At 64.0% G+C, this 22,434-nt stretch carries 17 protein-coding genes; 7 read left to right on the top strand and 10 right to left on the bottom strand.

Translation table 11 applies throughout. The features are described 5' to 3' along the window. Nucleotides 1-417: 417 nt before the first annotated feature. From AC1MEM_RS01985 to AC1MEM_RS01975, 3 genes are all read right to left on the bottom strand, one after another. Nucleotides 418-2,577: a S46 family peptidase gene (locus tag AC1MEM_RS01985; protein WP_499475002.1), complete on the bottom strand. Its 2,160-nt coding sequence runs from the start codon at nucleotides 2,575-2,577 to the stop codon at nucleotides 418-420. Nucleotides 2,578-2,703: 126 nt separating this feature from the next. Continuing rightward, nucleotides 2,704-3,981, bottom strand: a complete 1,278-nt coding sequence (locus AC1MEM_RS01980) for a phospholipase D-like domain-containing protein (protein WP_499475001.1) — start codon at nucleotides 3,979-3,981, stop codon at nucleotides 2,704-2,706. 63 nt (nucleotides 3,982-4,044) lie between these two features. Continuing rightward, entirely contained in the window at nucleotides 4,045-4,314 is a 270-nt protein-coding gene (locus AC1MEM_RS01975) for a GlsB/YeaQ/YmgE family stress response membrane protein (RefSeq protein WP_499475000.1), read from the bottom strand. A gap of 300 nt (nucleotides 4,315-4,614) precedes the next feature. Here AC1MEM_RS01975 and AC1MEM_RS01970 point away from each other — a divergent pair, with 300 nt between their 5' ends. Continuing rightward, a complete protein-coding gene (locus AC1MEM_RS01970) occupies nucleotides 4,615-6,108 on the top strand; it encodes a hypothetical protein (RefSeq protein ID WP_499474999.1) in 1,494 nt (497 codons plus the stop codon). A gap of 78 nt (nucleotides 6,109-6,186) precedes the next feature. Here the strand turns inward: AC1MEM_RS01970 and AC1MEM_RS01965 are convergent, their stop codons facing one another. Genes AC1MEM_RS01965 through AC1MEM_RS01955 form a run of 3 tightly spaced genes read right to left on the bottom strand, consistent with a single transcriptional unit; the run spans nucleotide 6,187 to nucleotide 7,897 of the window. Then, nucleotides 6,187-6,756, bottom strand: a complete 570-nt coding sequence (locus AC1MEM_RS01965; protein WP_499474998.1) for a YceI family protein — start codon at nucleotides 6,754-6,756, stop codon at nucleotides 6,187-6,189. Nucleotides 6,757-6,778: 22 nt separating this feature from the next. Continuing rightward, a complete protein-coding gene (locus AC1MEM_RS01960) occupies nucleotides 6,779-7,342 on the bottom strand; it encodes a YceI family protein (protein WP_499474997.1) in 564 nt (187 codons plus the stop codon). Nucleotides 7,343-7,345: 3 nt separating this feature from the next. Then, nucleotides 7,346-7,897: a cytochrome b gene (locus AC1MEM_RS01955; RefSeq protein ID WP_499474996.1), complete on the bottom strand. Its 552-nt coding sequence runs from the start codon at nucleotides 7,895-7,897 to the stop codon at nucleotides 7,346-7,348. Nucleotides 7,898-8,115: 218 nt separating this feature from the next. Here AC1MEM_RS01955 and AC1MEM_RS01950 point away from each other — a divergent pair, with 218 nt between their 5' ends. Further along, complete coding sequence (locus tag AC1MEM_RS01950; protein WP_499474994.1) at nucleotides 8,116-10,065, top strand: TOL_0244 family TonB-dependent receptor; 1,950 nt, start codon at nucleotides 8,116-8,118, stop codon at nucleotides 10,063-10,065. 193 nt (nucleotides 10,066-10,258) lie between these two features. Here the strand turns inward: AC1MEM_RS01950 and purB are convergent, their stop codons facing one another. Then, the gene (purB, locus tag AC1MEM_RS01945; protein WP_499474993.1) at nucleotides 10,259-11,638 is read right to left on the bottom strand and encodes an adenylosuccinate lyase; all 1,380 of its coding nucleotides are present in this window, start codon (nucleotides 11,636-11,638) and stop codon (nucleotides 10,259-10,261) included. Between the two features lie 146 nt (nucleotides 11,639-11,784). On the opposite strand from purB, the gene AC1MEM_RS01940 reads away from it, so the two are divergent. Together AC1MEM_RS01940 and AC1MEM_RS01935 are read left to right on the top strand one after the other, a co-directional pair. Beyond that, nucleotides 11,785-12,405: a glutathione S-transferase C-terminal domain-containing protein gene (locus AC1MEM_RS01940; protein ID WP_499474992.1), complete on the top strand. Its 621-nt coding sequence runs from the start codon at nucleotides 11,785-11,787 to the stop codon at nucleotides 12,403-12,405. After that, nucleotides 12,402-13,364: a PfkB family carbohydrate kinase gene (locus AC1MEM_RS01935; RefSeq protein WP_499474991.1), complete on the top strand. Its 963-nt coding sequence runs from the start codon at nucleotides 12,402-12,404 to the stop codon at nucleotides 13,362-13,364. The genes AC1MEM_RS01940 and AC1MEM_RS01935 overlap by 4 nt, the downstream gene beginning before the upstream one ends. Before the next feature lie 121 nt (nucleotides 13,365-13,485). On the opposite strand, the gene AC1MEM_RS01930 is transcribed toward AC1MEM_RS01935, so the two are convergent. Further along, on the bottom strand, nucleotides 13,486-14,061 hold the full coding sequence (locus tag AC1MEM_RS01930) for a TMEM165/GDT1 family protein (protein ID WP_499474990.1): 576 nt from the start codon (nucleotides 14,059-14,061) through the stop codon (nucleotides 13,486-13,488). A 165-nt stretch (nucleotides 14,062-14,226) separates the two neighbouring features. On the opposite strand from AC1MEM_RS01930, the gene AC1MEM_RS01925 reads away from it, so the two are divergent. Both AC1MEM_RS01925 and AC1MEM_RS01920 read left to right on the top strand, forming a co-directional pair. Continuing rightward, the gene (locus tag AC1MEM_RS01925) at nucleotides 14,227-16,095 is read left to right on the top strand and encodes a M1 family metallopeptidase (RefSeq protein WP_499474989.1); all 1,869 of its coding nucleotides are present in this window, start codon (nucleotides 14,227-14,229) and stop codon (nucleotides 16,093-16,095) included. A gap of 61 nt (nucleotides 16,096-16,156) precedes the next feature. After that, complete coding sequence (locus AC1MEM_RS01920; protein ID WP_499474988.1) at nucleotides 16,157-17,791, top strand: serine hydrolase; 1,635 nt, start codon at nucleotides 16,157-16,159, stop codon at nucleotides 17,789-17,791. 205 nt (nucleotides 17,792-17,996) lie between these two features. Here AC1MEM_RS01920 and AC1MEM_RS01915 read toward each other — a convergent pair whose 3' ends face one another. Beyond that, nucleotides 17,997-18,794 (bottom strand): class I SAM-dependent methyltransferase, encoded by a 798-nt coding sequence (locus AC1MEM_RS01915; RefSeq protein ID WP_499474987.1) that lies wholly within the window; start codon nucleotides 18,792-18,794, stop codon nucleotides 17,997-17,999. A gap of 395 nt (nucleotides 18,795-19,189) precedes the next feature. On the opposite strand from AC1MEM_RS01915, the gene AC1MEM_RS01910 reads away from it, so the two are divergent. Continuing rightward, on the top strand, nucleotides 19,190-20,356 hold the full coding sequence (locus tag AC1MEM_RS01910) for a GGDEF domain-containing protein (protein WP_499474986.1): 1,167 nt from the start codon (nucleotides 19,190-19,192) through the stop codon (nucleotides 20,354-20,356). Here the strand turns inward: AC1MEM_RS01910 and AC1MEM_RS01905 are convergent. Continuing rightward, nucleotides 20,245-22,158 carry an ABC transporter ATP-binding protein/permease gene (locus AC1MEM_RS01905; protein ID WP_499474985.1) on the bottom strand — a complete coding sequence of 638 codons (1,914 nt, stop codon included), beginning with the start codon at nucleotides 22,156-22,158 and terminating at the stop codon, nucleotides 20,245-20,247. The genes AC1MEM_RS01910 and AC1MEM_RS01905 overlap by 112 nt on opposite strands. Nucleotides 22,159-22,434 lie beyond the last annotated feature (276 nt).

Here is a 22,434-nt window from a genome sequence, read left to right as displayed (position 1 = left end):
CGGCGTTTTTTTTTGGTGCAGCCTGGATGACCGCGTGGAGTCAGGACTCCACCCTACGAACCGAGGTACGCGTAGGTGGAGTCCCGTCTCCACGCGTGCCAGAGCATGGGCACAGTCCGTAGGGTGGACTCTCGAGTCCACGCGGTACGCACCCTTGCATACCCCAACGCTTGCGATCAACGCTTGACGTACGCTTCCTGGGCTGTGCGCCACGTTTCGATGTGCATGCGTGGTACCGCGTGGACTCAAGAGTCCACCCTACGGATCGCGACACTCCGGTTGCGCGCCATCGATTCATTTCCGGCGCAAACATCGTGGCACTTCTTCCGCTACTTCGCGGAGGGACGAAAAAAAGCCACGCGCCTTGCGGCAGCGTGGCTTTTTATTTTGAAACGGGCACCGTGGCGCCGCTTCACATTACAGCGCGTTCATTTCCTTCAGCAGGTTATCCGCCTTGTCCACATGCTTCATGTTCCACAGGATGTAGCGGATATCGACCTGGATGTCGCGGGTATTGGCCGCATTGAAATCCCAGTCCGAGATGATGGAATCGAGGGTGCCGTCGAAGGCCAGGCCGATCAGCTCGCCGCGCTTGTTCAGCGCTGCCGAACCCGAGTTGCCGCCCGTGATGTCCAGCGTCGCCAGGTAGTTCACAGGAACCGTCTTGAGTGCAGGATCGACGAACTTGCCGAAGTTTTTGGCCTTGATTGCCGCGAGCTGGGCGGTTGGAGCGTTGAACTCGCCTTCGCCGGTGGCCTTCGCGACCACGCCCTTGACCGTGGTGAACGCGGTCCACGAACCGGTGCCGTCGGCGCCATGGTCGCGGCCGGCGATCTTGCCGAAGGTCACGCGCAGGGTGCCGTTGGCGTCCGGGTAGACGGCCTGGCCCTTGCTGTTCATGTAGGCGATCTTCGCTTTCATGTAGGCCGCGTAGGACTTCTGGATTTTGCCGGCGAGTTCTTCCTCCTTGGCTTCGTCCTTCATGTCGGCGTCATACATGGCGACCGCTGCCTTGATGAAGCTGTCGTCGCCGGCCTTGAACTCGGCCGGGGTCTTCTTCAGCCAGGCGGTGCGCTCTTCCTTGTTGGCCAGCCTGGAACCGGCATAGGCCTTGTCGACGGCGGCCTTCAGTTCGTCCTGGCTCATGCCGGAACGGATGCCGAGGGCGGCGTTGAAGGCAGTGTCCTGCTCCTTGGCCGGCTGGGCCAGGTACTTGGTGAGGAAGTGCATGACCAGCGCCTTGTCGACTTTTTCGTCGTAGGTGCGGTCCTGGCCGGTGATGACCGAGGTCATGCGCGCCATGTCGCGTTCCTGGTAGCCCGATTTACGTTCGGCATCCGGCTTGGTGCGCTCGTTGGCGAGGCGGTACAGGGTGCGTGCCGAACCCAGGAAGCGCGGCTGGGCATAGCCCTGGTAGAAGCCTTCCTTGGTGTGGGCGTCGCGCTCGGCGATCAGCTTTTCGACGGCGTCGATGTCGCCGGCAAACTGTTTTTTACGGGCCGCGTCGCTGTTGACCCAGGACTTCAGCGCATTGTGCTCGGCGGTCTTGCGTGCCAGGAAGTCGCTTTCCCCGTAGGAGGTCAGCATGCCCTTGCGGTTCTTGTAGTAATTGTTCACGCCCGCGATCTGGCCGGCGTACTTCAGCTTTGCAGCCGGGTCGTTCTTGGTTTCGCGCTCGATGATGGCGAGCACGTCACCCGAGGCTTGCACGAATGCCGGGTAGTTCCAGTCGAAGGTGTACTGCACTTCCGACGGCAGGCGGTGGCGGTTGGTGCGGCCAGGGTAGCCGACGACCATGATGAAATCGCCTTCCTTCGAGCCTTCGCTGGCGATTTTCAGGAAGTGCTTCGGCACGTAAGGAACGTTATCGGCCGAGTAGTCGGCGGCCTTGCCGTCTTTCGACACGTAGGCGCGGTAGAAACCGTAGTCGCCGGTATGGCGCGGCCACATCCAGTTGTCGGTGTCGCCGCCGAATTTACCGACGCCCGACGGCGGCGCGTGCACCAGGCGCACGTCGCGGATTTCCAGCTGTTTCAAACGATAGAACTCGAGGCCGCCGTAGTAGCTGGCCACGGTGCAGCGGTAGCCCGGCGTTTTTTCGCAGGCGGCAACCATTTCCTTTTGATTCTTTTCGATCGCGGCGATGCGCGCCTTGCCGGTCAGCTTGGCCACTTTGGCGTCGATGATCTGGTCGCTGACGTTGGCCACTTCTTCCGTCACGAACACGCGGCTGCCCGGCGCGGCCGGCAGTTCCTCGCCCAGGCTCTTCGCCAGGAAACCGTTGGTCAGCAGGTCGCGCTGCGGCGTCGAGTTGACGGCCACGCTGTTGTAGACGCAGTGGTGGTTGGTGACGATCAGGCCTTGCGGCGAGACGAACGAGGCCGAGCAGCCGCCCAGGCTCACGACCGCGCCCATCGGGAATTCGGTCAGTTTGGTCAGCGTGGCCGGGTCGAGTTCGAGGCCGGCGGCTTTCAGTTGCTGGGCTACTTGTGGCAGCTGCTGCGGCATCCACATGCCTTCGTCCGCGTGTGCGGCGAAGCTGGAAAGGATGGCCAGCGAGAGGAGGGTCTTTTTCATTCGCGATCGATCAGGAAGGTTATCGGAGACGTCTGCTTCAAAAGAGCATCCCAAGAGTATCCGTAATCCCCGACCGGCTCGTCAACCGTTATTTCCCGCTGCCACACGGCGCCGTACAGACAATATTTACAGCTGTGAACCCAGCAGCGAGGCGAATTCGCCGCTCAGTTTTTCGGTCCACGGGCGGTTGTGCCAGGCGACCAGCGTCATGCGCCGCGCACGCTGCCAGTCCTGGTCGAAGACCGCATCCTGGGCGCGCGCGAAATCGGCGTCGAGCACGTTCAGGTTCGCTTCGTCGTTGATGCTGAACGAGCGATTGTCGAAATTGGTCGAGCCGACCGAGACCATCAGCGAATCGACGATCAGCGCTTTCACGTGGTACATGGTCGGCTGGTATTCGGCGATCTCGATCCCGGCTTCGAGCAGGGGACCCCAGCGTTCGCGCGAGGCCAGGCGCACCACGTCCGAATCGATCTCTTTACCCGGCGTAATGATGCGCACCTTGACGCCGCGTTTCGCGGCGGCGATCAACGCGCGCATGGTCAGTTCGTCGGGCACGAAATACGAAGCCGACAGGTTGATCGACTGGCGCGCGGCGGTAATCGCCATCAGGTACATCAGGTGCATGCTTTCGCTGCCGCCGGTGGGCGAGCTGGAGAACATCTGGGCCGGCATGGTGCCGACTGGCGCCAGGGGCGGAAAATAGGCGGCGCCGTCGAGTACCACACCGGTCGCCTTGAGCCAGTTATCGGTGAACACGGCCTGGATTTGGCCGACCACCGGACCTTCGACGCGGAAATGGGTATCGCGCCAGTGATTTTCGTCCTGGGCATGGCCGCGCCACTGGTCGGCGATGCCGACGCCGCCCGTAAAGCCGACCGTGCCGTCGACGATCAGCAGTTTGCGGTGGGTGCGGTTATTCAGGCGCGCGAGTTTCCACCAGACCGGCTTGTGGTAGCGCTGCAATTGCACGCCGGCGTCGCGCATTTTTTTCATGGCTTCGTCTTTCATCTTGATGCTGCCGATGAAGTCGAGCATCACATGCACTTTCACGCCGGCGCGCGCGCGCTCGGCCAGTGCCTCGGAAAATTCTTCGCCGATCGTTTCCGACCAGTAGATATAGGTTTCGAAGGTGATCGTTTTTTTTGCGCCGCGGATCGCCGCGAGCATGGCGGGGAAGATCTGCTCGCCGTTGAGCAGGGTCTCGACCTTGTTGCCTTCGATAATAGGGGGGCCGAGCAACACGCCCACTGAGCGCCGGAACTGGGCGTCGTGGATATCGTATTGGGTCCTGAGCTGGGTTTCGATCTGCTTCTCGCCTGGCGCGAAATTGAGCGCCAGAAAGCCGACCAGGAGGGTCAGGATGACACTGGTAATTGAAATGGTGACTTTACTGGCGCGCATACGAAGTCCAGACAAAAAAAAACCAACGCGTGGAAGCGTTGGTTATGTGGGGCCAAACACCGATTAACGTACCCGACCGCGACGCAGCAGGTTGACGATAGCCAGCAGGATGACGGCACCCAGGAACGAAACCAGCAGCGACGACACGCTGAAGTCATCCGAATTAATAGTGCCATTACCGAACAGTGGGGAGAGCAACCAGCCGCCCAGGAAGGCGCCGATGATACCGACCACAACGTTCAGAATCATGCCCTGCTCTGCATCGGTCTTCATGACCATGCTTGCAAGCCAGCCCAGGATACCACCGACGACGATCCAGATGATGAATAGCATTTTAGTTCCTCCTCATAGTAAAAAAAACCTACCCGAGGCCAATTGATTGCGGTGGCCATGTAAAAAAGTCTACAGATCGACGGGATAGCGGGTCGGTGCGGCAACGAACGTTAGACGATGAATCTGTAAATCGTGTTCCGGTCACCGATTTTTTTTATCAATTGCATTGCCATTTGGAATGTCCTGAAGTGAGTGCGTCAGCGTACAGAAGAGCATGTGTGCGGGGCATATTGTTCGACCACTGGCAACACAAAGTTGCAAGACCTGACCGCACCACGACACCTTTGAAAGGGATACATCATGAGCTACGACACCAATAAACAAAATTCGCGCATGGTCACCGGCCTGTTCCCGGACCGCGCCAGCGCAGAGCGCGCATACAGCTCGGTCTCGGACCGTGGATACAGCAAGGACGACGTTAACCTGATGATGTCGGATACGACCCGCCAGACCCATTTCAGCGACACGGATACTGAACTCGGCAGCAAGGCCGCTGAAGGCGCCGGCATCGGTGCAGGTATCGGCGGCACCATCGGCGCCGTCCTGGCAGGCATCGCCGCCGTCGGCACGAGCCTCGTATTGCCAGGCATTGGCCTGGTCGTGGCTGGCCCGTTGGCCGCAGCCCTGGCCGGCGCCGGCGCCGGCGGCATCACCGGCGGCCTGATCGGCGCGCTGATCGGCGCAGGCATTCCGGAAGAGCGCGCAGCGCACTATGAAGAAGGCATCAAGAGCGGCGGCATCCTGATGGGCGTGAACGCCCGCAACGATGAAGACGCTGCCCACATCGAGCGTTCGTGGACCGAACACGGCGGTTCGCACGTGATCGGCACCGGCGTCGGCGCCGTCGGCGGCGCGCTGGCTGGTGCCGCGATCGGCTCCGCAGCCGGTCCGATCGGTACCGTTGCAGGTGCCGCCATCGGTGGTATCACCGGCGGCATCGCTGGTAAAGGCGCAGGCGAAGTCGTCAATCCGAAAGCCGGTGACGACCTGTCCGAACACCACCTGGCCAAAGGTGCCACCGCAACGGCCGGTGCTGCCACCGGCGCGGCAGTCGGCGCCGTTGGCGGCCCGATCGGCATGGCTGCGGGCGCCGTCGTCGGTGGCCTGGCGGGCGCGGCTGCCGGCCGCGGCGCCGGCGAAGTCGTCAACCCGACCCCAGACGACAAGCTGCGCGAACATAACCTGGCGCAAGGCGTCGGCGGCGCTGGCGGCGCAGTGGCAGGTGCAACCGTTGGCGCGGTCGGCGGCCCGATCGGCATGGCAGCTGGTGCCGTGATCGGCGGCCTGGCAGGCGGCGCAACCGGCAAGGGCGTCGGCGAAGTCGTGAACGCGAAGCCGGGCGACGACCTGCACGACCATAACCTGGCCAAAGGTGTTGGCGCAGGCGGCGGCGCAGCGGCTGGTGCAGCCATCGGCGCGGTCGGTGGCCCGATCGGCATGGCAGCCGGTGCTGCCATCGGCGGCCTGGCTGGCGGCATGGCCGGCAAGGGCGTCGGCGGCCTGGTCAATCCAGCCCAGGAAGATGCTTACTGGCGCAATTCGTACCAGACGCAATCGCACTACACCCCTGGCTACACCTACGACGACTACGCACCGGCCTACGCGCTGGGCTACAACGGCAAAGGCCGCTTTACCGGCAGCTACGACCAGAACGAGCACTACCTGGCCGACGAGTGGAACACGACCCGCGGCACCTCGCGCCTGTCGTGGGACCAGGCCAAGTCGGCCAGCCGCGCCGCCTGGGACAAGGTCGAGCGCGCCATTCCAGGCGACTCGGACCGTGACGGCCGTTAATCAGACCAGTTCAGTCCTGTAAGGTAAAAAGCCCCGCTGCCGATTTGGCAGCGGGGCTTTTTCTTTGTACTTCGGCGTTTACTGCTTGATGGCTTCGACCTGGATCGCCAGCTTCACTTCCGGCGAGAACTTCGGCATGCCGTAGGTAACGCCATAGTCGCTGCGCAGGAAGAAGCCATGCGCGTCGGCGCCGCAGACTTCGCGTTTCAGCATCGGGTGCTGGATGCACTTGAACTTGGCGATGTTCAGGGTCATCGGCTTGGTAACGCCGTGCAGCGTGAAGTCACCCTCGACGGCCACCAGGTTTTCGCCTTCGAAGCGCAGTTTATTGCCCTTGAACGTGGCGGTCGGGTACTTGGCGACATCGAAAATGTCCGGCGTGCGCGCATGCGCGTTCATCTTTTCGTGGCCGAAATCGATGCTGTTCATGTCGACCGTGATGTCGACGCTGCCGGTCTTCGCGGCGCGGTCGAGCACGATGGTGCCGTCGGTTTTGGTGAACTTGCCGCGCCAGACCGAAATGCCCATGTGGTCGGCTTCGAAGCTCGGGTAGGTGTGGTTCGGTTCGATTTTATAGGTATCGGCCGCGGCGCAGGCGAAGCCGGCGCTGGTGGCGAGGGTGGCGGCGATCAGGAGCTTGAGTTTCATGAACTATCCTTGGATGAATTAATTATTTTCCCGCAGTGACGCGGAATTTGATCACAACTTCGTCGGCGACCATGCTGGTGTCTTTCCACTCGCCTTCGCCGATGTTAAAAGCAAGCCGCTTGATCGGCAACTGTCCTTCGAAAACTTGTTTTCCAGCTTCGGTCTTCACGGTGAGCGGGAAATTCACCTCGGCGGTCTTGCCCTTGATCGTCAGCTTGCCGGCGACATTCAGTTTGCCCGCGCCGGCCGGCTTGATCGCGGTCGAGACAAAGCTCGCTTTCGGGAACTGCGCCGTGTTGAACCACTCCTTCTTGGAAACCTCGCGATTGTATTCGGGGTCGCCCAGGTCCATGCTGGCCGTCTGGATATCGACGCTGGCCTTGCCCGCTTCGGGGTGGGCGGCGTCGTAGTCGATCGACGCCGTGAAAGTTTTGAATTTCGCTTCGACCGGCACGTTCATCTGCTTGAAGACGGCGGCGACGCTGCTTTTGGCAGGGTCGCTCTTGAGCGCGGCGGCGCCGGCGAAGGGGATGGCAAAGGCGCTGGCGAACAGGGAGGCGAGGGCGAGGGCGCGCAAGGGTTTCATTGATTAACTCCTGATGTCTTGTTTCGTCGAAAAGGGCAGCATGCGGCCCATGATGCCATCGCGGTCGACCAGCATATGTTTCAAGGCGGCCAGCACGTGCAGCGCCACCAGCGCGGCCAGGCCCATGTTGAGCCAGTAGTGCAGGGCGCCGAGCACAGGTTTCAGGGCCGGGTCGGCGCCGATCAGCGTCGGGAGCGGGAGCAGGCCGAAATACACGACTGGTACGCCGGCGGCAAGGCTGTAGAAATAACCGGACAGCGGTACCGCGAACATGAGCAGGTACAGCAGGCCGTGCAGCGCATGGGCGGCGCGGCGTTGCCAGGCGGGCATCGTGGCGGGATAGGCGGGCGGCGTGCTGCGCAGGCGCCACAGCAGGCGGCATGTCGCCAGCGCCAGTACCGTCACGCCGGCCCATTTGTGCCAGGAAAAATAGCGCAGCTTGGTGGGGGTCAGCCCGGGAATGTCGGTCATCACCAGCCCCAGCGTAAAGGTGCCGATGATCAGGAGGGCGATGAGCCAGTGCAGGACGATCGCGGGAAGGGAGTATCGCTGCATGGTGGCGGCCGGTGGTACTGATCAGAACGAAACTATAGCAAAAAAGGTGACACGCGGCTCGCCAGCACATGTTTCTTTTCGTACACTAGCATGGATTGTTAAACGTGCACAGCAGCGGCCCGCCGGAATGTAAAATCGAAGTGAGCGCGTTTTTAGAATAGAAGCAGAGATAGCAGCACTGAATAAAACGGGTGCCCATGCCCCTGTCGAGGAATCGTATGTACAATTGTTCACCAAGCCGGCCACGCCCGCGTGCGCTGGTCCTGCTGCTCGCCGCCGCGCTGGCGAGCCAGGCCCATGCCGCCGATCCGCAAGGCACGGATTTCGCCGACCTGTCGATCGAGGAACTGGCGAATATCCAGGTCACCTCGGTGTCGAAAAAACCGGAGCGCCTGCTCGATGCACCGGCCTCGGTCTTCGTCATCACCGCTGACGACATCCGCCGCTCCGGCGCCGCAACCCTGCCCGAAGCGCTGCGCCTGGCGCCGAATCTGCAAGTCGGCCAGGTCAGCAGCTACGGTTATTCCATCAGCGCGCGCGGCCTGAACGGTTCCGGTAACAGCGCCCCCAACAAGCTGCTGGTGATGATCGATGGCCGCTCGGTGTACGCGCCGCTGTTTTCCGGCGTGTTCTGGGACCAGCAGGACGTGATGTTGGAAGACATCGAGCGCATTGAAGTCATCAGCGGCCCGGGCGGCACGATGTGGGGCGTGAACGCGGTCAATGGCGTGATCAATATTACGACCCGCTCCGCCCACGCCACCCAGGGCAGTCTTGCCGTGCTGCGCGGCGGCAGCGATGGCGGCGACGCCGCTTTCCGCCAGGGCGGCAGGCAGGGCGACGCCAGCTGGCGTGTGTATGGCAAGGTGCTGTCGCGTTCCGCCACCGAGACCGCGTCGGGCTCCGCTGTGGACGACCGCTGGCGCCAGGCACAGCTGGGCTTTCGCGCCGACTGGGAGCGCGGCGGCGACCTGTTCAGCGTGAACGGGAATGTGTACCGCGGCGAGCTCGGCCAGCCCGAGCCGGGCGCCATCTCGGTCACCGGCACCGAGCTGCTCCTGGGCGACATCGACACCCACGGCGCCAACCTGAGCGGACGCTGGGAACACGGCCTGGAGGGTGGCGGCCGCCTGAGCGTGCAGGCCTACCTCGACCATACCCGGCGCGCCGTGCCGCCGACCTTCACCGAATCGCTCGACATCGCCGACCTCCAGCTCCAGCATTCCTTTCCCACCTGGGGCATGCACAGCCTGGTGTGGGGCGCGAATTATCGGCATAGCTGGGACCGCGTCACCAACAGTGAGGTGATTGCCTTCCTGCCGGCGCGCGAGGAGCAGACCTGGGCCAGCCTGTTCGCCCAGGACGAAATCGCGCTGCGTCCCGACTTCAGCCTGACGCTGGGCGCCCGCATCGAGCACAACGATTACACCGGCAGCGAACTGCTGCCCACTGCCCGCCTGTCATGGCGGCTCAGCCCGCGTCATGCCGTGTGGACCTCGCTGTCGCGCACCGTGCGCGCGCCGACCCGGCTCGACGTCGACGCCTTCATCCCGGGGCGTCCGCCTTACCTGCTGCGCGGCGGGCCGCAGGTGCGCGCGGAAGTGGCGAAGGTGTTCGAACTCGGCTACCGCGGCCAGCCGCTGGCCGGGCTGTCCTATTCGGCCACGCTCTTCCACAACGAATACGACCACCTGCGCACCCAGGAAATCGACCCGACCCGCAGCTTCCTCACCTTCGGCAGCCTGATGGAAGGAAACGCGACCGGCATCGAGATGTGGGGCAGCTACCAGCTGAGCCAGGCCTGGCGCATGTCGGCCGGCTACACCGCCCTGCACGAACGCCTGCGCCTGAAACCCGGCAGCAATGACCTTGCCGGACCGGGCAATGCCGGCAAGGACCCGTCGCATACGCTGCAGCTGCGCTCGAACTACAGCTTTGACGACCAGCGTGAGATGGAAGTGGCGCTGCGTAAAGTTGCGGCGCTGGCCAACCCGGAAGTGCCGGACTATTGGGCGCTGGATGCGCGCTTCGGCTGGCGCCTGCGGCGCAATCTCGAGCTGTCGATCGTCGGGCGCAACCTGAATGGCAGCCATGGCGAGTTCGGGCCGCTGGCGACGCGTACCGAGGTGGGTCGCGAAGTGGGCGTCAAACTGGTTTGGCAAAACTGAGGCCGTTGCGTACCGTAGGGTGGACTCCTGAGTCCACGCGTGCAAAGCGTGCTGGCCACGTACCACGTTTCGATCGGGAACCGTGCGTAACGCGTGGGCACAGGTGCCCACCCTACGGTGCACAGCCGTCGCGGAAATAAAAAAGCCCGCTCCATTTCTGAGGCGGGCTTTTGTTGAAGACGTCGCAGCGGAATTAAATCGCCTTCGCCAGCTCCGCCGCCAGACCGGTGTAATTCGCCGGCGTCATCGCCAGCATCAAGTCCTTCGCTTCCTGCGGCACGGCCAGGGTGCCGATGAACTCGCGCAGCGCTTCCCTGGTGATGCCCTTGCCGCGGGTCAGTTCCTTCAGCTGCTCATACGGATTCTCGATGCCGTAACGGCGCATCACGGTCTGCACCGGCTCGGCCAGCACTTCCCAGTTCGCGTCGAGGTCCGCTTCCAGCTTGGCCGCGTTCACTTCCAGCTTGTTCAGGCCGCGCAGGCAGCTGTCGTAGGCCAGCAGCGTGTAGCCGAAGGCGACGCCGATGTTGCGCAATACTGTCGAGTCCGTCAGGTCGCGCTGCATGCGCGAGACCGGCAGCTTTTCCGCCATGTGGCGCAGCACGGCATTCGCCAGGCCCAAATTACCTTCGGAATTTTCGAAGTCGATCGGATTGACTTTATGGGGCATGGTCGACGAACCGATCTCGCCGGCCTTCAGCTTCTGCTTGAAGTAGCCGAGCGACACATAGGTCCAGATATCGCGGTTCAGGTCGAGCAGGATCGTGTTGGCGCGCGCAATCGCATCGAACATCTCGGCCATGTAGTCGTGCGGCTCGATCTGGATCGTGTACGGGTTGAACGTCAAGCCGAGGCGCGACTCGATCACGTCCTTCGAGAACGCCGGCCAGTCGAAGCCCGGATAGGCGGACAGGTGGGCATTGTAATTGCCGACCGCGCCGTTCATTTTGCCGAGGATCTCGACGTCGGCGATGCGTTTTACGGCGCGCTGCAGGCGCGCGACGACGTTCGCGAATTCTTTACCCAGGGTGGTCGGGCTGGCGGTCTGGCCGTGGGTGCGCGAGAGCATCGGCAGCGCGGCGTTGGTGTGGGCGATCTCCGTCAGCTTCGCGATGATGGCGTTCAGCGAAGGCAGCATCACGGTGTCGCGCGCGGCCTTCAGCATCATGCCGTGGCTGGTGTTGTTGATGTCTTCCGAGGTGCAGCCGAAGTGGATGAACTCCGAGGCAAGCACCAGTTCCGGCACGTCCTTGACTTGCTCCTTGAGCCAGTACTCGACCGCCTTGACGTCATGATTCGTGACCGCCTCGATTTCCTTGATGCGGGCGGCATCTTCTTCATCGAAACCGGCCGCGATGCCGTCGAGGTGAGCGCTCGCTTCGACCGAGAACGGCTTGATCTCGGCAAAGCCCGCCTGGGCCAGCGCCTGCAGCCAGGCGATCTCGACCATGACGCGATGGTGCATGAAGCCTGCTTCGGACAGGATCGGGCGCAGCTTGTCGGTCTTGGCCGCGTAACGGCCGTCGAGCGGCGACAGGGCCGACAGGGAAGAAAGTGGGGCGGTAGCGGTCATGGCGGGCGGTCCGTGCAAAAACGCGGATTTTACCACCGGAGCGCATTCGGGGCCTTGTTGCGGGCACAGTGAAACCGGGCTGCGCGGCCGTTTTCGGCAGCCGGGCCGATGCTATACTCATATTAAATCCCTCTTCCCGAGCATCTATGAAACTCATCGGTTCCAACACCAGTCCCTATGTGCGCAAGGTCCGCGTCGTGATGGCGGAAAAAAAGCTCGACTACTCTTTCGAGCTCGACAACGTGTGGGCCGCCGAGACGCAAGTCCACCTGGCCAATCCGCTGGGCAAGGTGCCTTGCCTGGTCATGGAAGACGGCAACGCCCTGTACGATTCGCGCGTGATTGCCGAATACCTCGACACGCTCACGCCCGTGTGCAAGCTGCTGCCGCCCAACGGTAACGGACGCGACCGCGCTGACGTGAAGGTATGGGAAGCGCTGGCCGACGGCGTGCTCGACGCGGCCGTGCTGGTGCGCCTGGAAAAGACGCTGCGCCCGCAAGAGCAGCAGAGCCAGCAATGGATCGCGCGCCAGCTGGGCAAGGTGCATGCCGGCCTGGCCGTCATGTCCGAGAAGCTCGGCGAGCAGCCTTTCTGCATGGGCAAGTCGTACACGCTGGCCGACGTCGCCGTCGGCTGCACGCTGGGCTGGCTCGCTTTCCGCTTCCCGGACGTCGCCTGGCGCGATGACTACCCGAACCTGGCGAAACTGCTCGACAAGCTGAGCGAGCGCGCGTCCTTCCGCGACACGGCGCCGTTCGAAGGATGAGCGCAGTACACAGTAAAGGCGATAGTACCGGCGCCACGGTCGTTTTCGGCGAAGCGCTGGTCGACGATTTCGCCACCGAGCAGATCGTCGGCGGCGCGCCTTTCAACGTCGCGCGCCACCTGGCCGCCTTCATGGCGCCGCAACTCATGATCACCCGCATCGGCGCCGACCACAACGGCGCGACGATCCAGGCCGAATTCGAGCGCTTCGCCATGTCGCAGGCCGGCCTGCAGCGCGACCCGATCGAGGAAACCGGCCGCGTCATCGTCGAGCGCGGTCCGAAAGGGCACCGCTTCGTCATCGTGCCGAACCAGGCCTACGACTACATCGCCCGCGACGAGGCGCTGGCGGCGCTGAAGACGGTCGCGCAGGTGAACGATCGCGGCGCCCTCTATTTCGGCACCCTGGCCCAGCGCGGCGAACGTTCGCGCGGCACCCTCAAGGCGCTGCTCTCAAGCACGAACGCCACCCGCTACCTCGACCTGAACCTGCGCGAAGGCCAGTTCGACGAGCGCGTCGTCTCCGAGGCGCTGCACGCGGCCGACATCGTCAAACTCAACGAAGACGAGCTGCAGGCCATGTTCGGCTGGTACTTCCAGCTCGGGCCGAACGACGCGCCGATGGCGGCCGACGAAACCCGCTCGGCCTGCGCGGCGCTGCTGCAGATGTTCGGCTTGCAGGCGCTGGTCGTCACGCTGGGCCACCGCGGGTCCGTGTATTTTGGCGCGGGCGGCGTCATGATCGACACCCGCGACACGCCTTCTCCGCCCTTCGTGATCGACACCGTGGGGGCAGGGGATGCGTTCTCGGCGATCTTCCTGCTGGGCCGCGCACGCGGCTGGCCACTCGAACTGACGCTGGCGCGCGCCAACGAATTCGCCGGCGCGATCTGCGCGATTCCGGGCGCGGTACCGCGCGACCTGGGGTTTTACGACCAGTGGATGACGCGCTGGAGGTAATGGTTTTGTAGGTGATTTTGTAGGGTGGGCGCCCCGTGCCTACGCGGTCCGGCGCGATGCCAACGTGTCAACCAAGGATCGTAGGGTGGGCGGGTCTCCCGCCCACCCTACGTCCCTACGCTTAAAATCCGTAATGCGCGCCGGCTCCCATCAGGGTCGCCACCCCCAGCGCCGCAAAAATCAAGGCCGCAATCCCGTGCACCACGGACAGCGGCACCTTGTTCGCAATCCGCTCCCCGAACAGCACCGCCGGCACGTTCGCCAGCATCATGCCCAACGTGGTGCCGGCCACCACCGGCGCGATGTCGGTATAGCGCGCGGCCAGGGCCACGGTGGCGACCTGCGTCTTGTCGCCCATCTCGGCCAGGAAAAAGGCGAGCAGCGTCGTCATGAATACGCCAAACCTGGGCAGCGCGGCGTCGTCCTCGTCGATGTGATCCGGGATCATCGTCCACACCGCCATGCCGAGGAAGGACAGGCCAAGCACCCAGCGCATCACGAAGGGGCCCAGCAGTTCGCTCACGAGCGCGCCGACGGCGGCGGCAAAGGCGTGGTTGAGCAGGGTGGCGATGAAGATGCCAAGGATGATCGGCAGCGGGCGGCGAAAGCGCGCGGCCAGCAAAAAGGCGAGGAGCTGCGTCTTGTCGCCGATTTCGGCGAGGGCGACGATGCCGGTTGCGACAAGAAAGGCATCCATGGAGGGAGCGGATAACGCGGATTAAAGCAGAGCGCGGATCATAGCAGAGTCGCCGCGGCGCCAGTGCGTCAATACGAGAAGATGGCCTACGTAAGGGCGCGCTTTCCCGTCCAACGGTTAAGTGCTATTCTTCTCGCGCCCTCCGCTCAGCCATTCATCACACGCATGCACACACCTTCCCTCCTGCGCGCCACCGCCTGCGCCCTCCTCGGCCTGTACGGCGCCGCTGCGCATGCGCTCGACCACGCGCTCGATCCGCTCAGCTACGCCAACTATGACCAGGTCAAGACGCGCGCGCTGCACCTCGATTTAAAAGCCGACTTCGCGAAGAAGACGCTGGCCGGCCACGCCGAACTCACGCTCGACTGGTTTGACAAGGCCGCGCGCCGCCTCGACCTCGACACGCGCGAGCTGACGATCTCGAAGATCGAAGCACAGGATGCGCGCGGACGCTGGGCTCCGGCCACATACACGCTCGACAAGTTCGACCCCGAGAAGGGCCAGGCCCTGCACATCGCGCTGCCGACGCAGGCGCCGAAGGTGCGCATCTATTACCACACCGCGCCCACCGCCAGCGCCCTGCAGTGGCTCACGCCCGCGCAGACCCTGTCCGGCAAGCGTCCCTTCATGTTCAGCCAGTCGGAAACGATCAACGCACGCTCCTGGGCGCCGGTGCAGGACACGCCCTCTGTGCGTTTTACGTATACCGCCCGTATCGAGGCCCCGGCAGGCCTGCGCGTGGTGATGAGCGCCGATAACGATCCGAAGGCCACGGGCAAGGGCGGCTGGAAGTTCAACATGCCGCAGCCGATTCCCTCGTATTTGCTCGCGATCGGCATCGGCGAACTCGAAGCGCGCACGCTCGGCGGACGCACCGGCGTCTACGCCGAGCCGAAACGCATCGACGCTGCCGCATACGAACTGGCCGACACCGAAAAAATGGTCGCCGCCGCCGAGTCCCTCTATGGCCCGTATCGCTGGGGGCGCTACGACATGCTGGTGCTGCCGCCTTCGTTCCCGATCGGCGGCATGGAGAACCCGCGCCTGACCTTCCTGACGCCGACCATGATCGCGGGCGACCGCAGCCTGGTCGACCTGATCGCGCACGAACTGGCGCACAGCTGGTCGGGCAACCTGGTCACCAACGCCTCGTGGAAGCACTGGTGGCTGAACGAAGGTTTTACGACCTATGTGACGACGCGCATCCTCGAGAAGCTGTACGGCGAGGAGGTCGCGACCATGAACCTGCAGCTCGAGCAGGAAGAGGCGATCGAGTCGCTGAAGGAGATCCCGGCGGATAAACAGGCGCTGCTCGCGCGCGGACCGGACACCACGTCCGCCAACTATACCGACGAAGGCCTGGCCTATCCGAAGGGCGCCTGGCTGCTGCGCACGCTCGAAGAGCGGGCAGGGCGCGCCGTGTTCGATCCCTTCCTGCGCGGCTGGTTCGACGGCCACGCCTTCCAGAGCGTGACGACCGCCCAGTTCGTGCGCTACCTGCGCACGGAACTGCTGGCCAAACATCCGCAGGTGATGAGCGAGGCGGAGCTCGACGAGTGGCTGTACGGTCCCGGCATCCCGGCCAGCGCGCAGCATGCGGCCTCAAGCCGCCTCGATGCCCTGGACGCGACCACCGCCAGCTGGCTGAAGGGAGACACGCCGACGGCGCAACTCGATACGAAGAATTGGACTGCCCTCGAGTGGATGAAGTTCTTGAACGACATCGACAACAAGGCCGATGCCGCGCGTTTGCGCGAACTCGACGCCGCTTTTGGGCTGGCGAAGACCGGCAACAACGAAGTCGCCTTCCGCTTCTACCGCGCCGCGGCCCATGCCGGCTACCGCGAGGTGCGTCCGCAGATGCAGGCCTTCCTCATGAGCGTGGGCCGCAAGAAGTTCGTGGTGCCGCTGTACGTGGCGCTGCGCGCCCGGGACGAGGACCGCGCCTGGGCAGAGAACGTGTACAAGGCGGCGCGCGAGCGCTACCACCCCGAGACGCAAATCGGCGTCGACAAAGCGATGAACGCCAGATAAGCGTGTGAACCCAAGGGCCGGGAGACGGCTCGACAAGCAAAGGAACCGAAGAGTGCACCACATGAACCGCATTGCAGCCGCGATCCTGATCGCGTTTTCCGCCGTGGGCGCCCACGCGCAGACCGCCGCCGCACCTGCCCGCGCAGCTGCCAGCATGCAGGTAGCCGTCCCCGCCTACAACCTCGAACAGGACGTCACGCGCGTCATGAAAGCGTTCGACGTGCCGGGCATCGCGATCGCCGTCGTCAAGGACGGCAAAGTGATCGCCGCCCAGGGCTTCGGCGTCCGCAAGCTCGGCGAGCCGGCGAAGGTCGACGGCCAGACCCTGTTCGAGATCGCCTCGAACTCGAAAGCGTTCACGGCCTCCGCGCTGGCGATGCTGGTCGACGAAGGCAAACTGAAATGGGACGATCCGGTCGTAAAACACCTGCCGGACTTCCAGATGTACGACCCGTATGTCACGCGCGAGATGACCGTGCGCGACCTGCTGACCCACCGCAGCGGCCTGGGGCTCGGCGCCGGCGACCTGCTGTGGTGGCCGACGACGAATTTCAGTACCGACGAAATCATCGAGCGCCTGCGCTATGTAAAACCGGCGACGAGCTTCCGCAGCGCCTACGCCTACGACAACCTGCTGTATATCGTGGCCGGCAAGATCATCGCCCAGAAATCGGGCAAGTCCTGGGGCGACACGGTGCGCGAGCGCATCCTGAAACCAATCGGCATGAACACCACGACCACCAGTCTCGCCGAGAATGCCGGCAACCCGAACACCTCGAACGCGCACAGCAAGATCAACGACAAGATCGCCGCCGTGAAGTCGATGCCGGTGAATAACGCGGTCGGCGCGGTGGGCATCAACACGAATGCCGAAGACATCGCGAAGTGGATGAAGGTGCTGCTCGACGGCGGCCGCATCGAAGGCGCCAGGGGGCCTGACGGCAAGGAGCTGCGCCTGTTCAGCGAAGCGCAGTCGCGCGAAATGTGGACCGCGCAGACGCCGATCAAGGTCGGCATGCCGAAAGGTCCGCTGGCGGCGGTGAAGCCGAACTTCCTGGCCTACGGCCTGGGCTTCCAGCTGCGCGACTACAAGGGCCAGCTGGTGGCGAATCACGGCGGCGCGCTGCAGGGCTTCTATTCGAAGGTGCTGCTGGTGCCGGAGTCGAAACTGGGCATCGCCATCCTCACCAACGCCGAAAGCGGCGGCGCCCTCAACGCGCTGCAATACCGCCTGCTCGACCAGTACATGACGGGCAGCGCGCCGACCGACTGGATCAAGCTGATCGCCGACGACGAAGACAAGAAGCACGCGGACGAACTGGCGCGCCTGAAGAAGACCTCGACCGCGCGTGTCGCCGCCTCGAAGCCCTCGCTGGACCTCGACGCCTATGAAGGCCAGTACAGCGACCCGTGGTACGGCCCGATGACCATCAAGCGCGTCGGCAAGAAGCTGGTCATGTCGTTCGCGCGCACGCCTGATTTGACGGGCGAAATGGAGCACTACCAGCACGACACCTTCATCGTGCGCTGGAAGGAGCGCAACTTCAACGCCGATTCCTATGTCACCTTCGCGCTCGACTACGACGGCAGCATCGAGCATGTGAAGATGAAGGCGGTGTCCACCGAGACCGACTTCAGCTACGATTTTCACGATTTGCTGTTCACCCCGGTGAAGGCGCCGAAGGCGAAGCTGTAAAAGAAACAGGGGCCGTTGGCCCCTGTTTTTTTTGTTTGCCCGTAGGGTGGGCGCCCCGTGCCCACGCGAAACGTCGTGTCATCGGCGGCGCGACGCGAAGAGATATCGCCGGCGACATAAGGTCGCGTAACCGACATGAACCGGGCCAACCCTGGTCACGCGTCCGCGTGGGCACGGGGCGCCCACTCTACGTCTATGCCCGAGATTACGGTTTCACGAACTTCAGCGTCATCCGGTCGCTCTCGCCGATCGCCACGTACTTCTCGCGATCCTTGTCCTTGTTCGCCAGCGCCGGCGGCAGCGTCCACACGCCTTGTTCGTGATCGGCCTTGTCCTTCGGATTGGCGTTTACTTCCGACTTGCCGGCCAGTTTGAAACCGGCGCCCTCGGCCATCCTGATGACATAGGCCTCGTGCACATAGCCGCTCGAGGCTTTCTCGTCCTGCTTCATCGCGCCAGGTAAGCGGTGGTCGACGAGCCCCAGTACGCCGCCCGGTTTCAGCACCTTGTAGATTTCCCTGAATGTCGTTTTCACCGCCTCGTCGCCGTCGCCGACCCAGTTGTGCAGGTTGCGGAAGGTGAGGACCATGTCGACGCTGCCCGCCGGCGCGATGTCGATGCGGCTCGGCGGCTCGAACACGGCGGTCACCGCCTTGCCGTACAGGGCGGGATTCGCATCGAGCCTGGCGCGGAAGGCCAGGCCGCCGCGCTTGCCCGGTTCGATCGCCTGGCCGGCGCCGATGTACTTGCCCTGGTCGCGCAGGTAGGGCGCCAGGATCTCGGTGTACCAGCCGCCGCCCGGCACCAGTTCCACTACCGTCATGGTCGGCGTGATGCCGAAGAAGCGCAATGTCTCGTACGGATGGCGGTACACGTCGCGCTTCGCGCTCTCCGCGCGGTGCGCGCCGGCGATGGCGGCCTTCAGGGCGTCGTCGGCAGGGTTTGCACTGGCGGCGCCGGCAGCGCCTGTGGCCAGCAGGGCGGCCAGGATCAGTCTTTTCATACGTCGGAGTCTCCGTTGTGGTTGTCGGCCGGCCGGTGCCATCGCCGCCGCGCCCATGGTCGAACAAGCAACCGGGCGCGTCAAGCGAATCCGGGCTGGACCACGCGTTCGCACGGCGCGCCGGGATTGGCGCGGAAAAAGCCGCGCAACTGGCCCCTGCGCTCGTCGTTGTCGAGTGGCAACAACCGTGTCCGGCGACTTCGTTCCTTAAAGTAAATATCTCGACTTTCCCTAATGTGTTCGGTAAAGTCTGAACGCCCGCTTGCGCTACCCGATCAGCATCCACAGCCCCGCAGGCGCGGCCGCTTACCGACACGACGACCCACCAGACTATTGAAGATTGGCCGAATGCCTTACCGGATCCCAGCCGCACCGATGGCCTGCAGGGCGCTGCCGTGAACGCGTTGCGTCGTCTCGCTGTCCTGCTGTACGGGACCGATCCGGGCATGCGCCGCATGCTCCAGTATTGGGCTGCGACCTGGGTACTGTACGTCGTCTGCATCGGCCTGCTGATGGTGCAGGTCCAGCAAGGCCTGAGCGAGGCCGGCGCGGCGCACGGCCTGGTCGCCTTTGGCGCCTGCGGGGCACTCGCCTTCTATTTCCTGATCCGTGCAAACGGCTTGTTCAAGCTCGCGCCCGACCAGCTGGCGGTGGCGCAGGCCGCGTTTTCGCTGGTCTGCGCCGTCTGGGCCTATGCCATTTCCGGACCGCTGCGCGCTGCCATGCTGACGATGGCGGTCGTGATCATCGTGTTCTGCATGTTTGCGCTGCGCCCACGCCAGACGCTCATGCTCTCGGCTGCCGCCATTGCCGGCATGGGCACGACCATGTGGTGGCTGCAAGCGCACGATCCTGTGCGTTTTCCTCCGGTGACCGAGGCACTGACCTTCGGCTACCTGGCCGGCGCGCTCGTGTCGACCGCGCTCCTCAGTGGCGAGATGAGCAAACTGCGTTCGCGCACCAAGCGCCAGAAGCGCGAACTGTCCGACGCCCTCGATACCATCCGGGTGCTGGCGACCGTCGACGAACTGACCTCGCTGATCAACCGGCGCCACATGAACGAAGTGCTCGATGCCGAAGAACGCCGCCACCCGTCGGCCGCCGCTACCTGCATCGCCCTGATCGACATCGATTTCTTCAAGCAGGTCAACGACCGCTACGGCCACGCGGCCGGCGACAACGTCCTGCGCCTGTTCTCGGCCACCGCACGCGCTGCGCTGCGCACCAACGATGTGCTGGCGCGCTGGGGCGGCGAGGAATTCCTGTTGCTGCTGCCGGACGCCGCGCCGGACGCTGCCCGCGCCGTGCTGGAACGGATGGCCGCACGCGTGCACGCCATGGCGGTGCCGGGCCTCGAGGGCCGGCGTATCAGCTTCTCGGCCGGGCTGGCCAGGCGCCGCGCCGGCGAGCCGTTCGCCGACGCCATCAGCCGCGCCGACAGGGCGCTGTATCAGGCGAAGGAGGCGGGACGCGACTGCATCGTGCTGGCCGAATCCGAATCCGATTCCGAGTCCGATTCCGAGTCCGATCCCGCGTCCGATCCCGAATCCGATTTCCGCTGAGCCTGAACGGCGACCGGCCGATCGAAGTCATAAGTACTCGCGTCATGCACCTCCCAGGCGCCGTCGCCCATCAGGCGCAGCACGTGGGTATGGTGGCGCAGTACCGCGGCGCGGTGGGCGATGCTGATGAGCGTCGTTCCGTTCTCGCGCAGGCGGCCGTACAGCGATGCTTCGTTGCCGCTGTCGAGCGCGCTGGTCGCTTCGTCGAGGATGACGATACCCGGCTGGTGCACCAGCACGCGGGCAAACGCCAGGCGCTGCTGCTCGCCGACCGACAGCAGCTTTTCCCAGTCCTGCACGGCGTCGAGGCCGCCCACGCGTTCGGCCAGCTGCGGCAGGTGCACCTGCTCCAGGATGTCGAGCAGCTGCGCGTCGTCCAGGCTCGACTGCGCGCTCGGGTAGATGAGCTGGCTGCGCAGGGTGCCGGACTGCAGGTAAGGCTGCTGGGGCAGGAAGAAGAAATCCTCCAGCGGTGGATGATGAATCACGCCGCTGCCCGTGTTCCACAAACCGGCGATCGCCCGCAAGAGCGAACTTTTGCCGCAGCCGCTGTCGCCGGTGATGAGGAGCGCATCGCCCGGTTTCAGGACCAGGCTCAGCTCCTTGATGAGCACCCGTTCCGATTGCGGCGGATGCAGGGTCAGCGATTCCAGCGCCAGGTGCTCGCCTGGACGCGTCTCGATGCGCGGGTGCTTGCCGTCGGCGGCGACCGCGGGCTCGGCGCCGGGCAGCACGAGCTTCGACAGGGCCTGCAGGCGGTCGATGCCGGCCACGAAGCGGCTCAGGCTCTCGAAGTTGTCGACGATGACGCCGACGGCGCCCAGCACGGCGGTGAAGGCGCCCGCCGCCTGGATCGCGCGGCCCACTTCCAGCTGTCCCGACAGGACGCCGTCGGCCAGGATCACGCTCGGCAGCACCAGGGTGAGCTGGCTGAAGGTGCGCTGGAACAGGTTGAGGGAACGCTGCTTCTTGATCAGCTTTGCAAAATTGTTGATCACCTTGTCGAACTTGCTGTCGATGTGCGCGCGCTCCTGTGCTTCGCCGCGGTAGAAGGCGATCGATTCGGCGTTTTCGCGCAGGCGCATCAGGCTGAAGCGGAAATCGGCCTCGCGCCGCAGCTGCCAGAAATTCAGCTGGATCAGCGGATTGCCGAAGACGTAGAGCGCGACCACGGTGCCCGTCAGCGCGTACACCGCCAGCACGCCCACCAGCACATGCGAAATTGACCACAGCACGGCGCTGAAGGCCACCAGCTGCATGAGCGAGCCCAGGAAGATCAGCAGGAAGTTGATCGACCGCCCAGTAAACGTGTTGATGTCTTCGCTGATGCGCTGGTCCGGGTTGTCGATCTCGCTGTCGGAGCCCAGCTCGTAGTATTTGCGCCCCTTCAGGTAGCCGTCGAGGAAACGGCCCGTGAGCCAGCGCCGCCACTGGTTGGCGAACTGGTCGCGCATGTAGTAATAAAAGGCGTAGATCGGTACCGCGAAGGCCAGCACGAACAGGCAGGCGTGCACCGATTTCCAGAAGCGGTCGCCACTCTTTGCCGCCAGCGCCGAGGTCATCTCGCCGGCCTGGTTGTTCAGCATGACGGCCGCCTTGGTCTCGACCAGCATCAGCACGATCAGGAGCAGCAGCAGGCTCCAGGCCTTTTTCCGTTCTTCCCCCAGCCAGTAGGGTTTGGCCACATTGACGAACTGCTTCCAGGCGGCGAGCGACAAGCCGGCGGGCCGGCGTCTTTTTTTGGTTTCCGGCGGGACCTCGTCAGGCGCGGCATCGGTGGTGGCGGAGGTAGGCGTAGTCATGTTCGGTCCAGCTGCAGTAAGGGGCGAGGGGCGGACTCACGGGCCCGATTGATTCGCAATCTGCTCCGGTCACACCCCGAGCATAGGGCCGGGAAAGAAATCGTTCAGTGCGGGAACGGACATAGTATCGATAGTCCGTTTCTGAACAAGGGATACGCGCAGGACGGCGACAGGGACTGCTTCTTGCCAGGCGCCGGGCAAGAAAAACCCGGCGCGCGGGCCGGGTCGGGCAAGGAGGGGAGGCTGCGGACGTTGCGGGAACGTCCGCAGTCGCTT

It is taken from the genome of Telluria sp. AIW5 (assembly GCF_056680575.1).
This window is presented reverse-complemented; position numbering and strand designations above follow the sequence as displayed.

Excerpts from the sequence above, each read along its gene's own strand:
- AC1MEM_RS01985 (WP_499475002.1), bottom strand. The coding sequence starts at position 2,577 with ATGAAAAAGACCCTCCTCTCGCTGGCCATCCTTTCCAGCTTCGCCGCA.
- AC1MEM_RS01980 (WP_499475001.1), bottom strand. The coding sequence starts at position 3,981 with ATGCGCGCCAGTAAAGTCACCATTTCAATTACCAGTGTCATCCTGACC.
- AC1MEM_RS01975 (WP_499475000.1), bottom strand. The coding sequence starts at position 4,314 with ATGCTATTCATCATCTGGATCGTCGTCGGTGGTATCCTGGGCTGGCTT.
- AC1MEM_RS01970 (WP_499474999.1), top strand. The coding sequence starts at position 4,615 with ATGAGCTACGACACCAATAAACAAAATTCGCGCATGGTCACCGGCCTG.
- AC1MEM_RS01965 (WP_499474998.1), bottom strand. The coding sequence starts at position 6,756 with ATGAAACTCAAGCTCCTGATCGCCGCCACCCTCGCCACCAGCGCCGGC.
- AC1MEM_RS01960 (WP_499474997.1), bottom strand. The coding sequence starts at position 7,342 with ATGAAACCCTTGCGCGCCCTCGCCCTCGCCTCCCTGTTCGCCAGCGCC.
- AC1MEM_RS01955 (WP_499474996.1), bottom strand. The coding sequence starts at position 7,897 with ATGCAGCGATACTCCCTTCCCGCGATCGTCCTGCACTGGCTCATCGCC.
- AC1MEM_RS01950 (WP_499474994.1), top strand. The coding sequence starts at position 8,116 with ATGTACAATTGTTCACCAAGCCGGCCACGCCCGCGTGCGCTGGTCCTG.
- purB (WP_499474993.1), bottom strand. The coding sequence starts at position 11,638 with ATGACCGCTACCGCCCCACTTTCTTCCCTGTCGGCCCTGTCGCCGCTC.
- AC1MEM_RS01940 (WP_499474992.1), top strand. The coding sequence starts at position 11,785 with ATGAAACTCATCGGTTCCAACACCAGTCCCTATGTGCGCAAGGTCCGC.
- AC1MEM_RS01935 (WP_499474991.1), top strand. The coding sequence starts at position 12,402 with ATGAGCGCAGTACACAGTAAAGGCGATAGTACCGGCGCCACGGTCGTT.
- AC1MEM_RS01930 (WP_499474990.1), bottom strand. The coding sequence starts at position 14,061 with ATGGATGCCTTTCTTGTCGCAACCGGCATCGTCGCCCTCGCCGAAATC.
- AC1MEM_RS01925 (WP_499474989.1), top strand. The coding sequence starts at position 14,227 with ATGCACACACCTTCCCTCCTGCGCGCCACCGCCTGCGCCCTCCTCGGC.
- AC1MEM_RS01920 (WP_499474988.1), top strand. The coding sequence starts at position 16,157 with ATGAACCGCATTGCAGCCGCGATCCTGATCGCGTTTTCCGCCGTGGGC.
- AC1MEM_RS01915 (WP_499474987.1), bottom strand. The coding sequence starts at position 18,794 with ATGAAAAGACTGATCCTGGCCGCCCTGCTGGCCACAGGCGCTGCCGGC.
- AC1MEM_RS01905 (WP_499474985.1), bottom strand. The coding sequence starts at position 22,158 with ATGACTACGCCTACCTCCGCCACCACCGATGCCGCGCCTGACGAGGTC.